Origin of the sequence: Pseudomonas sp. 8BK, from assembly GCF_902506475.1 — a bacterium.
Classification (GTDB): domain Bacteria; phylum Pseudomonadota; class Gammaproteobacteria; order Pseudomonadales; family Pseudomonadaceae; genus Aquipseudomonas; species Aquipseudomonas anguilliseptica.
The window spans coordinates 1161171-1176298 of record NZ_LR733252.1 but is presented as its reverse complement, the minus strand read 5'-3'; the positions used below and the strand labels follow the sequence as shown (position 1 = coordinate 1176298).

At 62.1% G+C, this 15128-nt stretch carries 14 protein-coding genes; 7 read left to right on the top strand and 7 right to left on the bottom strand.

Translation table 11 applies throughout. The features are described 5' to 3' along the window. Positions 1-20: 20 nt before the first annotated feature. The 3 genes from ACIN8IBEIGE_RS21120 to coaBC are packed head-to-tail and all read right to left on the bottom strand — an operon-like array spanning position 21 to position 4353. Positions 21-2618, bottom strand: a complete 2598-nt coding sequence (locus ACIN8IBEIGE_RS21120; RefSeq protein WP_160013740.1) for a phosphomannomutase/phosphoglucomutase — start codon at positions 2616-2618, stop codon at positions 21-23. 44 nt (positions 2619-2662) lie between these two features. Further along, on the bottom strand, positions 2663-3118 hold the full coding sequence (dut, locus tag ACIN8IBEIGE_RS05320) for a dUTP diphosphatase (RefSeq protein WP_160013739.1): 456 nt from the start codon (positions 3116-3118) through the stop codon (positions 2663-2665). 26 nt (positions 3119-3144) lie between these two features. Further along, positions 3145-4353 carry a bifunctional phosphopantothenoylcysteine decarboxylase/phosphopantothenate--cysteine ligase CoaBC gene (coaBC, locus tag ACIN8IBEIGE_RS05315; protein ID WP_160013738.1) on the bottom strand — a complete coding sequence of 403 codons (1209 nt, stop codon included), beginning with the start codon at positions 4351-4353 and terminating at the stop codon, positions 3145-3147. Positions 4354-4543: 190 nt separating this feature from the next. Between coaBC and radC the strand changes: the two genes are divergently transcribed. Further along, a complete protein-coding gene (gene radC, locus ACIN8IBEIGE_RS05310) occupies positions 4544-5218 on the top strand; it encodes a DNA repair protein RadC (protein WP_160013737.1) in 675 nt (224 codons plus the stop codon). On the opposite strand, the gene ACIN8IBEIGE_RS05305 is transcribed toward radC, so the two are convergent. Beyond that, entirely contained in the window at positions 5215-6804 is a 1590-nt protein-coding gene (locus tag ACIN8IBEIGE_RS05305; RefSeq protein ID WP_160013736.1) for an ABC transporter substrate-binding protein, read from the bottom strand. The two genes, radC and ACIN8IBEIGE_RS05305, sit on opposite strands and share 4 nt — an antisense overlap. Before the next feature lie 346 nt (positions 6805-7150). Between ACIN8IBEIGE_RS05305 and rpmB the strand changes: the two genes are divergently transcribed. Next, complete coding sequence (gene rpmB / locus ACIN8IBEIGE_RS05300) at positions 7151-7387, top strand: 50S ribosomal protein L28 (RefSeq protein WP_090240685.1); 237 nt, start codon at positions 7151-7153, stop codon at positions 7385-7387. A gap of 10 nt (positions 7388-7397) precedes the next feature. Further along, entirely contained in the window at positions 7398-7553 is a 156-nt protein-coding gene (gene rpmG, locus ACIN8IBEIGE_RS05295) for a 50S ribosomal protein L33 (RefSeq protein WP_007894709.1), read from the top strand. 191 nt (positions 7554-7744) lie between these two features. Here rpmG and ACIN8IBEIGE_RS05290 read toward each other — a convergent pair whose 3' ends face one another. Beyond that, complete coding sequence (locus ACIN8IBEIGE_RS05290; RefSeq protein WP_160013735.1) at positions 7745-8110, bottom strand: cupin domain-containing protein; 366 nt, start codon at positions 8108-8110, stop codon at positions 7745-7747. 261 nt (positions 8111-8371) lie between these two features. Here ACIN8IBEIGE_RS05290 and ACIN8IBEIGE_RS05285 point away from each other — a divergent pair, with 261 nt between their 5' ends. Together ACIN8IBEIGE_RS05285 and ACIN8IBEIGE_RS05280 are read left to right on the top strand one after the other, a co-directional pair. Further along, complete coding sequence (locus tag ACIN8IBEIGE_RS05285; RefSeq protein WP_160013734.1) at positions 8372-9865, top strand: aldehyde dehydrogenase; 1494 nt, start codon at positions 8372-8374, stop codon at positions 9863-9865. 151 nt (positions 9866-10016) lie between these two features. Next, the gene (locus ACIN8IBEIGE_RS05280; protein WP_160013733.1) at positions 10017-11165 is read left to right on the top strand and encodes an MFS transporter; all 1149 of its coding nucleotides are present in this window, start codon (positions 10017-10019) and stop codon (positions 11163-11165) included. Here ACIN8IBEIGE_RS05280 and ACIN8IBEIGE_RS05275 read toward each other — a convergent pair. Further along, complete coding sequence (locus tag ACIN8IBEIGE_RS05275; RefSeq protein WP_160013732.1) at positions 11155-12612, bottom strand: PLP-dependent aminotransferase family protein; 1458 nt, start codon at positions 12610-12612, stop codon at positions 11155-11157. The two genes, ACIN8IBEIGE_RS05280 and ACIN8IBEIGE_RS05275, sit on opposite strands and share 11 nt — an antisense overlap. Positions 12613-12790: 178 nt before the next feature. Here ACIN8IBEIGE_RS05275 and ACIN8IBEIGE_RS05270 point away from each other — a divergent pair, with 178 nt between their 5' ends. Further along, positions 12791-13036, top strand: coding sequence for a DUF1127 domain-containing protein (locus tag ACIN8IBEIGE_RS05270; RefSeq protein WP_160013731.1), 246 nt, complete (start codon positions 12791-12793; stop codon positions 13034-13036). A gap of 202 nt (positions 13037-13238) precedes the next feature. On the opposite strand, the gene ACIN8IBEIGE_RS05265 is transcribed toward ACIN8IBEIGE_RS05270, so the two are convergent. Continuing rightward, a complete protein-coding gene (locus ACIN8IBEIGE_RS05265) occupies positions 13239-14552 on the bottom strand; it encodes an FAD-binding oxidoreductase (protein ID WP_160013730.1) in 1314 nt (437 codons plus the stop codon). Positions 14553-14727: 175 nt separating this feature from the next. Between ACIN8IBEIGE_RS05265 and ACIN8IBEIGE_RS05260 the strand changes: the two genes are divergently transcribed. After that, positions 14728-15081: a YkgJ family cysteine cluster protein gene (locus ACIN8IBEIGE_RS05260; RefSeq protein WP_160013729.1), complete on the top strand. Its 354-nt coding sequence runs from the start codon at positions 14728-14730 to the stop codon at positions 15079-15081. Positions 15082-15128 lie beyond the last annotated feature (47 nt).

Here is a 15128-nt window from a genome sequence, read left to right as displayed (position 1 = left end):
GTAGACAATTCGCTAATCAATCAGAACGGCAGGTCGAGGTCGGGCACCGCGCTGTACAGCTGGGCGCGGAAGACTTCCTTGATCCGTTCAAGTTCTTCTTCAGTTTCCGCCTCGAAGCGCAATACCAGCACCGGTGTAGTGTTGGAAGCGCGCACCAGGCCCCAGCCTTTGGGGTAGTCGACGCGCACGCCATCGAGGTTGGTGATATTGCCTTCACCCCATACGCCGTCGCGCTGCAGGCGTTCGATGATGCTGAACTTGCTCTGCTCGGTGACCTGGAGATTGATTTCCGGGGTGGCAATGTCGTTGGGGAAGGCGCTGAACACGTGTTCGGCGTCGCGGCGATCCTGGCTGAGGATTTCCAGCAGGCGCGCGGCGGCATAGATGCCATCGTCAAAGCCAAACCAGCGTTCCTTGAAGAAGATATGCCCGCTCATCTCGCCGGCCAGCAGCGCGCCGGTTTCCTTCATTTTTTTCTTGATCAGCGAGTGACCGGTTTTCCACATCACCGGACGGCCGCCGTAGCCGCTGATCAGCGGGGTCAGGCGGCGCGTGCATTTGACGTCGAAGATGATGTCGGCGCCGGGGTTGCGTGACACCACGTCCTTGGCGAATAGCATCAGCAGACGGTCCGGATAGACAACGGTGCCGGTATTGGTCACCACACCGACGCGGTCGCCGTCGCCATCGAAGGCCAGGCCGATGTCGGCTTTCTCGCTTTTCACCTTGGCGATCAGGTCCACCAGATTTTCCGGTTTGCCGGGGTCCGGGTGATGGTTGGGGAAGTTGCCGTCGACTTCGCAGTACAACGGAATGACCGAGCAGCCCAGCGCCTCGATCAATTGCGGGGCGATCACTCCGGCCACGCCGTTGCCACAATCGACTACCACGCGCATGGGCTTGGCCATGGCGATATCGTCGCGGATCTGCTTGAAGTAGCGTTCCAGCACATCAACCTGTTCGACCGTGCCGACACCGCTGGCCAGGTCGTTGTTGTCGATGCGTGTTTTCAGGGCCTGGATCTGTTCGTTGGCCAGGGTGTCGCCGGCGATGACGATCTTGAAGCCGTTGTAGTCGCGCGGGTTATGGCTGCCAGTGAGCATCACTGCTGATTTACCAGTGAGGATATGCCCGGCGTAATACACCACGGGCGTTGGCACCATACCGACATCGCTGACGTTACAACCGCAGTCGAGCAGGCCCTGGATCAACTGCTGCGCAAGCTCTGGACCGGACAGGCGACCGTCGCGGCCGACGGCGATGTTCGGCTCGCCCTGGGCCAGGCTCTGCGAGCCGATGGCGCGGCCGATCCAGTAGGCGGTTTCGGCGTTTAGGGTGCGGCCGACCACGCCGCGAATGTCGTAGGCGCGGAAGATATCGGCGGGCAGCTTGGGCGCTTTCGTCTGCACGGGAGCTGGCGCCGGCTCATCGAGGCCAAGCAGGTCCTGATCTTCGTCGAGAATATCGATGTCGAGGATGTCGGTGTCCTGAAACAGTGGGTCGACCATGGCGCTGGCAGGCGTCTGCATGGCGGCGACTCCTGGATTGGCTGCACCTGCATTGGCCGTCGGGGCGGCGGCCTGTTCAGTGGCGCGGCGCGGTATGCGTGCGAGGTTCTGCGCGAGGATATCCAGGGCGGGCAGGCTCAGGCTAAAGGCTTTGACGGCCTTGCCTGCGCTCAGCTCCTTGAGCATCTGCCCCAGTTGCAGCACGTCGTCACGCAGGTGACGTTGCAGGCTGCTCTGCAGCAGGTAGAGGCCGGCAATTGCACCAGCCAGGGCCAGCAGCCCGGCGATGGCCAGTAGCAGCGGCGAGAATACCGGGTTGGTCAGTGACGGGCCGGGGGTAAAGCTGACTGTCCAGTTGGGGTTGCCGGTGCTAAATGCTTGCGCGGTGCCTTGCGCGTCGCCGCGTTGGGCGAGGACCTGGGCCGCGGTGTTGTTGAACTGCTGGATCAGCTGGATCTGGCCGATTTCGGCGGGCATCACCGGCAGACTGGCGAGCAGGCGCTCCAGGTCCACGGCCAGCAGCAGCGTGCCATGCAGCGGCTCACCTTCGCTCAGGCGCAGCGGTGCGGCGCTATACACCAGCCAGCGTTGGCCAACTTTGTAGGCCTCCGGTGCGGGCGTCTGGCCGTTTTCTGCACGGCGCAGCATGTCCAGTGCGGCGAAGTTCATCGGCGCGCTGCGGCCCATGTCCTGCACCGCCTGGCCGCGGGCGTTGAGGTGCGCGTCGACCACCCCGTGCCAGTAAGTGAGATTGCGTTCGGCGTTGCGGATCTGATTGATGTCCTGACTTTGCAGGGCTTGTAGCAGTTGCGGGTTGCGTGCGGCTGCTTGGGTGTCGGCGCTCAGTTGCTGCAGGGCTTTCTGCAACACGGTCGCCTGACCGCCACCCCAGGCTTGGCTGAGTTGCTGCAGCTGCTGTTGGTAGGCGCTGTTGAGCGGCCCGAACCAGAGCAGCGCGCCGGCCAGAATGATGCCGACTAACGCCGCCAGCACACCTGGCAACAGGGCATTGGGGCTGTTCTTGGCCGCTTTGGCGGCGGGGGCACTGGTCAATTGGGCGCTGGCGGTTACTCCGTCAGCGTCCTTGGCCGTGCGCTTGAAGAGTTTCATGCAGCGTCTCCTCGGCAATTCATTCTGGAATTAGATTAAGGCAATCAATGGCTACCGGAGTGGCCGAAGCCGCCTGCGCCGCGTTGGCTCTCATCAAACTGTTCAACCAGCTCGAAATGCGCCTGTACCACCGGTACCAGAATCAGTTGCGCGATACGCTCGCCGATGGCGACGGTGAAGGCGCTCTGCCCACGGTTCCAGCAGGACACCATCAATTCGCCCTGGTAGTCCGAGTCGATCAGGCCGACGAGGTTCCCCAGAACGATGCCATGTTTGTGACCCAGGCCCGAGCGCGGCAGGATCATTGCGGCCAGGCCGGGGTCGCCGATGTAGATGGACAGGCCGGTGGGGATCAGTACGGTTTGCCCTGGTTCCAGCACCAGATCCTGCTTGAGCATGGCACGCAGGTCGAGGCCGGCGGAGCCTGGCGTGGCGTAGTGCGGCAGGGGAAATTCGGTGCCCAGGCGCGGGTCGAGGATCTTGGCTTGTAAGGCGTGCATATCGGACTCGGTTCGGTAAGTGGGTGTCAGCAGTTGGCCATACGATCGGCAATAAAGCTCACCAGCTGACGGGCAATCTTGCTTTTGCTGGTCTGGGCGAAGCTGCTTTGTTGAAGTTCACGGTCGATGATGGTGATGGCGTTTTCTTCGCTGTTAAAGCCGATGCTGGGATTGGCCACGTCATTGGCGACGATCAGGTCGAGATTCTTGTCACGCAACTTGCGCGAGGCGTACTCCAGCAGATTCTCGGTTTCGGCGGCAAAGCCGACGCTGAACGGGCGATCAGAGCGCCCCGCCAGGGTGGCGAGAATATCCGGGTTGCGCACCATTTGCAGGAGCAGGCCATCACCACTGGTGGGGTCTTTTTTCAATTTGTGCTGGGCGACCACTTCCGGGCGGTAATCAGCCACGGCGGCCGCGGCGATCAGCAGGTCGCAGGGCATTGCGGCTTCACAGGCGGCAAGCATGTCGCGGGCGCTGGTTACGTTGATGCGGGTGACGCGCTCGGGGGTTGGCAGGTGCACCGGGCCGCTGATCAGGGTGACCTTGGCCCCCGCTTCGGCAGCGGCTTCGGCGAGGGCAAAGCCCATCTTGCCGGAGCTGTGGTTGGTGATGTAGCGCACCGGATCAATATTTTCCTGGGTCGGGCCGGCGGTGATCAGCACATGCTTGCCGGTCAGTGCCTGATGCTGGAAGCAGTCGGCGGCACATTGCACCAGTTGCTCGGCTTCGAGCATACGGCCCAGGCCGACATCGCCGCAGGCCTGGCTGCCGGCGGCAGGGCCGAACAGGTGCAGGCCGCGTTGGCTCAGCAGTTGGGCATTGGCCTGGGTCGCCGGGTCGCGCCACATGGCCTGGTTCATCGCGGGTGCCAATGCCACAGGCGCATCGGTGGCCAGTACCAGTGTGGTCAGCAGGTCATCCGCGACGCCTTGGGCCAGGCGGGCCATCAGGTCGGCAGTGGCGGGGGCGATCAGCACCAGATCAGCCCAGCGCGCCAGCTCGATATGACCCATCGCGGCTTCGGCTTCGGGGTCAAGCAGGTCGAGGTGTACCGGATGCCCGGAGAGGGCCTGGAGGGTCAGCGGGGTGATGAATTCGCGACCACCTTTGGTCATGACCACGCGCACGTCGGCGTCCTGGTCCTTGAGTCGGCGAATCAGCTCGGCACTCTTATACGCGGCAATACCGCCGCCCACGCCAACAATGATGCGTTTCCGATACAGCCGCTGCATAGGCCTGCCTTTTATAGAGATGGATATACACCGCGACGCTGACACCTCCCCAGGTCAGGCGCCGCGCAAAAGTTGGGCTACGATAGCACAAGGGTTGTATGCGAGTAGCGCTGCCAAGTGCTTGCCTGGCTTGGCTTTGCGCGCGCTGGCGTGGCGCGTTGTCGCGCCTTTTAGCACACATGGAGGTGTGATGAGTATTCGTGATTGGCCTGCGGCAGAGCGCCCGCGGGAAAAGTTGCTGGCACAGGGCGCAGTCACCCTGACCGACGCGGAGTTGCTGGCGATTTTCTTGCGCACCGGGGTGGCCGGGCAAAGCGCGGTCGATCTGGCGCGTCATCTGTTGAGGGATTTCGGCAGTCTACGGGCCTTGTTGCAGGCGGATCTGCCCTCGTTCAGCCAGCGCCTGGGCCTGGGGCCGGCCAAGTTCGCCCAGTTGCAGGCGGTGCTGGAGATGGCGCGTCGTCATCTGGCCGAGCAGCTGCGCCGGGATTCGGCGCTGGAAAGCCCGCAAGCTGTGCGTGATTACCTGAAGGCGCTGCTGCGCCATGAGCCGCATGAGGTATTTGGCTGTTTGTTTCTCGATGCCAAGCACCGTGTGCTGGCGTTCGAGGCGCTGTTTCATGGCTCCATCGACAGTGCCAGTGTCTACCCTCGACAGGTGGTCAAGCGCGCCTTGGTGCACAACGCGGCGGCACTGATTCTGACCCATAACCATCCGTCCGGTGTTGCCGAGCCCAGCCAGGCGGATCGGGTGCTGACCCGTCGCCTGAAAGAGGCGCTGGAGCTGGTGGATGTGCGCGTACTCGACCACTTTATCGTTGGCGACGGTGAGCCGCTGTCGATGGCCGAGTACGGCTGGCTTTAAGGGTTCAAACGCACTTTGGAAAAGTCCTGGCGACCGAACGGACTGACCTGATAACCCTCGACCTGCTTGCGCGTCAGCGCATAGGCGGTCGGGTGGGCCAGTGGCAGCCACAGCGCCTGCTGCTGAATGATCTGCTGCGCTTCCTTATATATCCGGCTGCGCTGCGCCTGGTCGCTGGTGCGTTTGCCGTCGGCGATCAGCTTGTCCAGTTGCGGGTTGCAATAACGGGCGAAGTTCAGCCCGGACTCAAGCGAGGCGCAGGCAAATTGCGGGGTGAGGAAGTTGTCCGGGTCACCGTTGTCGCCGGCCCAGCCCATGAATAGCAGGTCATGTTCGCCGGCCTTGGCGCGGCGAATCAGCTCGCCCCATTCAATCACGCGAATTTCCGCCTTGATGCCGACCTTGCCCAAGTCAGCCTGCAGCAGTTGTGCGCCCAGGCTCGGGTTAGGGTTGAGCACGCTACCGGTGGGGCGGGTCCAGATGGTGGTGCTGAAACCATCGGCCAGACCGGCGGACTTGAGCAGTTCGCGGGCTTTCTCAGGGTTGTACGGGTAACCGGGCAGTTCGCTGGCGTAACTCCAGGTATTGGGCGGGTAGGGGCCGTTAGCCGCTTCGGCGCTGTTCTCGAATACCGCCTTGAGGTAGCTGGCTTTGTCGAAGGCCAGGTTGATTGCCTGGCGCACGGTGGGTTGGGCCAGTGGCGGGTGCTGGCTGTTAATGCCGACGAAGGCGGTCATAAAGGCGGCGGTATGTGCACTCTTTAGCGTGTTGTCGCTGCTGATGGCCTGCACATCCTGTGGTTTGGGTGACAGGGCGATATGGCACTCGCCGCGGCGCAGCTTCTGCAGGCGCACGTTGGCGTCCGGGGTAATTGCGAAGATCAGGTTGTCCACCGCAGGTTTGCCGGCGAAGTAGCTCGGGTTGGCGCTGTAGCGCACGCTGGCGTCTTTCTGAAAACGCTTGAAAACGAACGGGCCGCTGCCAATCGGCTGGCTGTTGAGCGCTTGCGGGGTGCCGGCCTTCAGCAGTTGCGCGGCATATTCGGCGGAATAAATAGAGGCGAAGCCCATGCTCAGGGTGGCGAGAAAAGTGGCGTCCGGGCGGTTGAGGGTGAAACGCAGGCTGTGTGCGCCGATCTTGTCGATGCTTTTGATCAGGCTTGGCAGCTGCATCGACTGCGCGTGGGGATAGCCGCTGGGCGCAACCTTGTGCCACGGATGGGTCGGGTCGAGCATGCGCTGAAAGCTGAATAGCACGTCATCGGCATTCAGCGGGCGGCTGGGAGTGAAATAGTCGGTTTGATGAAACTGCACGTCCGGACGCAGGGTGAAGCTGTAGCTCAGGCCATCCGGGCTGACCTCCCAGGCCAGCGCCAGACTCGGCTGCAACGTGCCGCTGACAGCATCGAAATCCACCAGGCGGTTCATCAATACGTCAGCCGAGGCGTTGGTGGTGGTCAGCGAGTTGTACTGCACCACGTCGAAACCATCCGGGCTGGCTTCTGTACAGACGCTGAGCGTGTTGGCCTGGGCCAGGGCGGGAGCCAGTAGCGGGGCGAGCAGCAGCGGTAGGGTGGCAAGACGCATGGCAAACTCCTGACAAGGTGGATGCGCGGACGAAGGTCTTACCCTAGGCCATTATCCGGCGGCGGGGCAATCAGGTCTTGGCGACGAGCGGTCGATCTGCGCTGTTGCCGCCACCGGCCGGCCTGGGCGCCGGAATTGCGAGTTGGTCTTTGCCGGGTAAAGTACGGTTAACCTTGTTGCGCTGGGGGCTTTCTGGTATAAAGCAGCGCTCTTTTGTAGGGGCCCGGTTCTTGCGCTTTCAGGTACGGCCGGTAAGACCCTCGAGATACGCGGCGCTAAGCGCCAAGATTGAATATTAGCGGCCAACCCATGCCGGGTTGGGCATGTGGTTTTAGAGGGCTGAGGCATGTCGAGAGTCTGTCAAGTTACCGGTAAGGGTCCGGTAACCGGGAATAACATTTCCCACGCAAACAACAAAACCCGTCGTCGTTTCCTGCCGAACCTGCAGCATCACCGCTTCTGGGTCGAGTCTGAGAACCGTTTCGTGCGTCTGCGCGTTTCTGCCAAAGGCATGCGTTGCATCGACAAGCGTGGTATTGACGTCGTTCTGTCCGAGCTGCGTGCTCGCGGCGAAAAGGTTTAAGGGGAAAGTCATGCGTGAATTGATCCGTTTGATCTCGAGTGCCGGTACTGGTCACTTCTACACTACCGACAAAAACAAGCGCACCACTCCGGACAAAATCGAAATCAAAAAATTCGATCCGGTTGTGCGTAAGCACGTGATCTACAAGGAAGGCAAGATCAAGTAATTGATCTGGCTCCTTGCCGAAAAAGCCCGCCTATATGGCGGGCTTTTTCTTGCCCGTGATTCAGCCCTGGCAGCTCGGGTGGCAGAGATGGCTGCGGCTTTGGGTATTACATGGTCGTGGTTGGCCGCTGCGAAACCCAGGCAATAAAAAGCCCGCGCAAGGCGGGCGAAGGGGTGACGCATGAATGGCGATCAGTTGCTGGCTTGCTCGAAGATCACATAGACCTTGCGGCAGGGCTCCAGCACTTCCCAGGTGCCAGAGAAGCCGGCCGGGATCACGAAACGGTCGCCGGCGCGCAGGGTCTTGGCGTTGCCATCCTTGTCGCGCAGTACCGAGACGCCTTGCAGAATTTCGCAGTACTCGTGTTCGGTGTAGTTGATGGTCCAGTGGCCGATGCCGCCTTCCCAGATCCCCGTATTGAACTGCCCACACGGGCTGCCGTAGTGGTTGCGCACACTTTGCTCGGGGTCACCCTTGAGGACTTTTTCCGCCGCTGGACGATAGTGCTCCGGGGCGGTGGTGGCGGTGGCGAAGTCGACAATCTGTTCGATGTTCATAAGCGGGTCCGGTTGGGGATGTGCGCCTGTTCTGGCCAGGCTTGTTGTCGGTTGGGGTGGAAGTTTTCGCAGTCTATGTTTAATAAAGCACACATAACAAGGCGGCTTTGCCAGTTTTTGTAAAAAATATTGGAAGTGTGCAGGCCTCTGGTTTAGTGTTGCCGGCAGGATTGGGTAAGCATGTTCTTGCTGCCCATGCAGAATAATTGACAGCGCGTGCGGCAGACCTGCGGCGCTTTACTAGCGATAGAGGATGTAGCAATGACTAGCCTGACTCGTGCCGACTGGGAGCAGCGCGCCAACAACCTGAAGATCGAGGGCCGCGCCTTCGTGCATGGCGAGTACCGCGCCGCTGTTTCTGGGGCCACCTTTGAGTGCATCAGCCCGGTTGACGGTCGCCTGCTCGGCCTGGTGGCCAGCTGTGATCTGGCCGATGCCGAGCTGGCTGTGGCGGATGCCCGCGCCACTTTCGAGTCTGGCGTGTGGTCGCGTATGGCCCCAGCGCAGCGCAAGCGCGTGATGATCCGTTTTGCCGATCTGATGGATGAGCATGCTGAAGAGCTGGCGCTGCTGGAAACCCTGGATATGGGTAAGCCGATCAGCGACTCCCTGGGCGTTGATGTGCCGGGTGCCTCCCGTGCGATTCGCTGGAGCGGCGAAGCGGTCGACAAGATCTATGACGAAGTGGCCGCCACCCCGCACGATGAGCTGGGCCTGGTGACCCGTGAGCCGGTTGGCGTGGTTGCCGCCATCGTGCCGTGGAACTTCCCGATGATCATGACCTGCTGGAAGCTCGGGCCGGCGTTGTCTACGGGTAACTCGGTGATCGTCAAACCGTCCGAGAAGTCGCCCCTGACTGCGTTGCGTCTGGCGCAGCTGGCACTTGAAGCGGGCATTCCGGCTGGCGTGCTCAACGTGCTGCCAGGCTACGGTCACACCGTTGGTAAGGCGCTGGCGCTGCATATGGATGTCGACACCCTGGTGTTCACCGGATCGACCAAGATTGCCAAGCAGCTGATGATCTACGCCGGCGAATCCAACATGAAACGCGTCTGGCTGGAAGCAGGCGGCAAGAGCGCGAATATCGTCTTCGCCGATGCACCAGACCTCAAGGCCGCGGCCGAGGCTGCTGCTGCCGCGATCTGCTTCAATCAGGGCGAGATGTGCACCGCCGGTTCGCGTCTGCTGGTGGAGCGCTCGATCAAAGATCAATTCATGCCGATGGTGCTGGAAGCCATGCAGGACTGGAAAGCCGGCCACTCTCTTGACCCGGATACCAAGGTCGGTGCGCTGGTCGATGCCGGTCACCTGAATGCCGTGCTCGGCTACATCGACGCCGGCCACAAGGATCAGGCCAAGCTGCTTTGCGGCGGCAAGCGCACCCTGGAAGAGACCGGCGGCCAGTACGTTGAACCGACCATCTTCGATGACGCGCACAACGCCATGCGCATCGCTCAGGAAGAGATCTTTGGCCCAGTGTTGACCGTCATTCCGTTCGATAGCACCGAGGAAGCCATTCAGATCGCCAACGACAGCATCTACGGTCTGGCGGCTGCCATCTGGACCAGTAACTTGTCCAAGGCGCACCTGGCTGCCAAGGCGCTGCGTGTCGGCAGTATGTGGGTCAACCAGTATGACGGCGGCGACATGACCGCGCCGTTCGGTGGCTTCAAGCAGTCGGGCAATGGCCGCGACAAGTCGCTGCATGCCTTCGATAAGTACACCGAGATCAAGGCGACCTGGATCAAGCTGTAACGCTGCATAACGGGCGGCGGTAGCTGCCTGAAGGTCCGCCCTCCGGGGCCGGCTCGAAGAGGGCCACACCTGCGGCCGGGTTCCTATGGAGCCCGGCCGTTTTGCATCTGTGCAGCGGGTGCCGCGCGGGCCAGGGAATGGAGTGAGAAGAATGAACTGGATGACCTATTTCGCCGTCAGCGCGGCGGTGGTGATCGTCGGGTTGGCGCTGGGCGTGACGCTGCCGCTGGTGTCGTTTCGCCTTGAGTCGTGGGGCTACGGCCCCTTTGCCATTGGTGTGATGGCCGGTATGCCGGCGATTGGTGTGCTGGTCGGGGCGCGCCTTACGGGGCGCCTGGCCGGCTGGTTTGGCACGCCGCAGACGCTGCGCCTGTGTTTGCTGGCCAGCGCCGCGTCGGTTGCGCTGCTGAGTGTGATGCCGAGTTATCCGCTGTGGCTGTTGCTGCGCCTGCTGATTGGTATCTCCTTGACCGTGGTGTTTGTGCTCGGCGAAAGCTGGATCAACCAGTTGGTCGAGGACCGCCTGCGTGGCCGTCTGGTGGCGCTGTATGGCACCGGCTTTGCGCTCAGCCAGCTGTGCGGACCGCTGCTGCTGACCCTGCTGGGTACGGAAAGTGACCGCGGCTTCTGGTTCTCTGCCGCGCTGCTGGTGGGCGGTAGCCTGCTGCTGTTGGGCCGCGATGGAGCGCCCAAGGTCGATGCGCAGAGTGCGTCCGGGCGCGGCATTCTGGCGTTTTGCCGCTCTTCACCGGCGATTGCCTGGGCTGTGGTGCTGTTTGCCGGGTTCGAAGCCATGGTGCTGACCTTGCTGCCGGTGTACCTGGTGCGCGAAGGTTTTGCCCAGCAGCTGGCGTTGATCATGGTCAGCGTGGTGGTAGTCGGCGATGCGGCGCTGCAGTTGCCGATTGGCTGGATGGCCGACCGGGTGCCCCGGCAGATGCTGTTCCGCTGCTGTGGGGTGGTATTGCTGCTGTCGAGCCTGAGCATTCCCGCATTGCTGCACACGCCGCTGATCTGGGCGGTGCTGGTGCTGTTCGGCGCCAGCGCAGGCGGCCTGTACACCCTGTCGCTGATTTTGGTGGGGCAGCGCTACCGCGACGATGCGTTGGTGCGGGCCAACTCGCATATCGCCCTGCTCTGGGGCGCGGGCTGCCTGCTCGGGCCGCTGTCGACCGGCGCCGCCAGCCAGTGGGTCAGCGGCCATGCGCTGCCGATCCTGATGGCGATTGGCGCGGCGCTGTTTGTCTGGCTGGCGTTTCAGCGCGGTGCATTTAGCGAGGTGGCAGCCATCAAGGCGTGAGCGCAACCTCTTCGCCGTTATGCACCAGCTGCTGCTCGGCCAGCAGGTCGGCCACGCATTCGCCCACCTGGCGAATCGCCTGTTCCAGCGCAGGGGTGGGTTGGCCGGCGTAGTTGATGCGCAGGCAATTGCGGTATTTGCCGGCGGCGGAAAAGATGCTGCCAGGCGCGATCTGGATATTGTGTGGCTGCAGCACGCGGTTCAGGCGCTGGCTGTCAAAGCCTTGTGGCAGCTCCAGCCACAGCATAAAGCCGCCCTGGGGCCGGCTGACGCGTGTTCCAGCGGGGAAGTAGCGGCTGACCCAGTCGATCATGCAGTCGCGGTTGCGCGCGTACTGGCTGCGCATGCGGCGTAGATGCGGCTCGTAATGACCGCTGGCGATAAATTCGGCCAGGGCCAGTTGTGGCAGCTGTGCGGCCATGCCGGTGCTCATGTATTTGAGGTGCAGCACCTGTTGCAGGTAGCGGCCCGGGGCAATCCAGCCGGCCCGCAGGCCGGGTGCCAGGGTCTTGGAAAACGAGCTGCAGAACAGCACGCGGCCATCCTCGTCGAATGATTTGATGCTGCGCGGGCGTGGGTAGCTGTAGGCCAGCTCACCGTAGACGTCATCCTCAATAATCGCCACGTCATAGCGCTGCGCCAGGGCCAGCAGGGCGCGCTTGTCGGCCTCCGGCATGATGTAGCCGAGCGGGTTGTTGCAGTTGGGGGTGAGCTGAATGGCCTTGATCGGCCATTGTTCCAGCGCGAGCTCCAGTGCCTCCAGACTAATGCCGGTGAGCGGGTCGGTGGGCAGCTCCAGGGCCTTCATGCCGTAGCCCTTGAGTGCCTGCATCACGCCATGAAAGCTCGGTGAATCCACGGCCACGATGTCGCCAGGCTCGCACACGGCGCGAATCGCTACGGACAGGGCCTCGTGGCAGCCGGTGGTGGTGACGATTTCTTCAATGGCAATCTGGCAGCCAGAATCGAGCATCAGGCGTGACAGTTGTGCGCGCAGGCCTGGGTCACCATACAGGCTGCCATAGCTCAGCTCCTTGACCTCCTGGCGGCGGCTCATGCGTGACAGGGTGCGCAGCAGCGGTTTCAGGGTTGGGCTGCTGATATCCGGCATGCCGCGCCCCAGTTGCAGCACATCACCGCCAGGCGGTCGGCTGATCAGTTCGAGCACCTGGTCCCACTGGGAAATATCCACCGGCCGCTGGGCGGCGCGGCTGACCATCGGCAGCGCCGGCTGCTGGCGCGCTTGGGGCACAAAGTAGCCGGACTTGGGCTTGGGTGTGGCCAGGCCCTGATCCTCCAGGTGGCGATAGGCCTGTTGCACCGTGCTCAGGCTGACGCCATGTTCCAGGCTGAGGGCGCGCACAGAGGGCAGGCGATCACCGGGGCGATACAGGCCCTGTTCAATACGGGCGCCGAGCAACTCGGCCAGGTTGACGTAAAGCGTCATAACAGTTGCCTCGTAATTTCTCTGTGTGCCGCACCAAGCCAGTACAGATAGGCGATAAATCCACCATTCAGAGCCTGGTTTCGGAAATCTGTATGGATTTAAAAATATATTTTTGAATCTGTCATGCTTATCCTGCGTCACTCATCATGCTCTCCAGGCTTACGGGCAGGAGAAGGTGATGAACGGATTGAGTGATGTCAGGCTGACAATGAAATCAGGCGAACTGCAGCAGGAGTCCGTGGGGAGACATCTGTATGCTCAAACGGATAAAGCGAAGCCAACTGTAGGCCGCTGGAGCGCATTCTGGCTGCGCCTGACCACTCGTCGGGCGCTATTGAGGCTGACTGATGAGCAGCTCAAAGATATCGGCTTGAGCCGCGCGCAGGCCCAGCGCGAGGCGCTGCAGCCGTTCTGGAAGCTGTGAGGGGGATGCGCAAACGCTCAGAGTCTGCTTAGGATTCTGCGAGTTAGAGTCCTGAAAGGCAAAACAGGTGTACGAGCCGTACATGAGCACTACTCGCTTCGCTCGCCCTTCGGGCCGCGCTAAAGCGCGTTAGCCGCAAGCGGCTTGCCGAGCCTGTTTTTAACGCAGTAGGGCCGGCGCGCAGCAGAACATAAGCAGATTCTCAGACCAGCTCTTTCATCCGATGCCAGAGCATGCCTAGGGCTAGCAGCGGCGAGCGCAGGTGTTTGCCGCCAGGGAAGGTCATGTGGGGCACCTTGGCGAACAGGTCGAAGCCGCTGCTGGCCTGGCCGGCGATGGCCTCGCCGAGCAGCTTGCCAGCCAGGTGCGTGGCGTTGACGCCATGGCCCGAGTAGGCCTGGGCGTAATACACGTTGGGTTGTTCCTTGAGACGGCCGATCTGCGGCAGGCGGTTAGCACCGATGCCGATCATGCCGCCCCACTGGTAGTCGATCTTCACGTCTTTCAGGTGCGGGAAGACTTCCAGCATTTTTGGCCGCATATAGCCGGCGATGTCTGCAGGATCTCGACCTGAATAGTGGCAGGCGCCGCCGAACAGCAGGCGCCGGTCGGCGGACAGGCGGTAATAATCCAGGGCTACACGCTGGTCACACAGCGCCATATTCTGCGGAATGATTGCCCGCGCTTCGGCTTCGGACAGCGGCTCGGTGGCGATCACGTAGCTGCCGGCGGGCAGCACCTTGCCGCCCAGGTTGCTGTTCAGTCCATTCAGGTAAGCGTTGCAGCCGAGCACCAGGGTAGCGGCGCGCACCACGCCTTGGGCGGTGTGCACCTTGACCTCGCTGCCATAGTCGATGCGCGTCACTGCCGAGTTCTCGAACAGCTGCACGCCCAGGCTCTGCGCCGCTGCGGCTTCGCCTAGGGCCAGGTTGAGCGGGTGCAGGTGGCCGGAACCCATATCGATCATGCCGCCGACGTAGCGGTTGGAGCCGACTACTTCATGCATTTGCTCCGGTTGCAGCAGGCGCATTTCATGGCGATAACCCAGCTGTTTGAGTTCGGCCATGTCTTCGGCGAAGTCGGCGAGGTGGCTGGGTTTGTTGGCCAGGTCGCAGTAGCCCCAGGTCAGGTCGCAATCGATATTGAACTGCTCGATGCGCTGGCGGACGATTTCCACCGCTTCCAGACCCATCAGTTTCAGTTCGCGCACGCCCTGCGCGCCAATCACCGAATCAAATTGCTCAACGCCATGGCCGACGCCGCGAATCAGCTGGCCGCCGTTGCGCCCACTGGCGCCCCAGCCAATCTTGTGCGCTTCCAGCAGCACCACCGAGAGGCCTTTCTGCGCCAGCTCAATGGCCGTGTTGAGGCCGGAAAAACCGCCACCGACAATGCACACATCGGCACGCAACTCACCGCCCAGGGCGGGGTAGTCGAGTTGGCGATTGGCGCTGGCGGCGTAATAGGAGTTGGCGTGCTGGCTGTTGTGCACCGGCTGGTGAACGCGGGCGTTCATGTGTGGAATCCTGATTATTGTGTTTGGAAAATTTTACGAAGCATAAGCGCGAGATTTGCCAAACGCCAAGAGGCAATCGTGAAATAAGCGGATTTTCGTCGGTTAGCCCTGGCTCCTGCCGCGATTCAACCCTGGGCGCGGTTACTATGCTGGCCTGTGTTTCAGGATCCCGCCCATGAGTTGCACCAACCGCAAGATCGACCAGCTGCGTTTGCAGATTCCCAGTTTCGCCTGCGTGCCGGGTTGCCACGATTGCTGCGGCCCGGTCACCGCGTCATCCGAGGAAATGGCGCGGCTGCCGGTGAAGAGCGATGCTGAGCATGACGCCGCGCTGGCCGAGTACAACTGTGTGCATCTTGGTCCGCAAGGCTGCACGGTGTATGACCAGCGCCCGCTGATCTGTCGGCTTTTCGGCACCACGCCGAGCCTGCCGTGCCCGCGCGGCCAAGGGCCGGAGCAGCTGACCGAACCGGGAGTGGAGCAGCGGGTACACCAGCTGATTGCGACTACCCGCCAGGTGCTGGTGTAGGGTGGGTTGAGCGTAGCGAAGCCCAACAGGGAGTGCGCAGCGCCCCG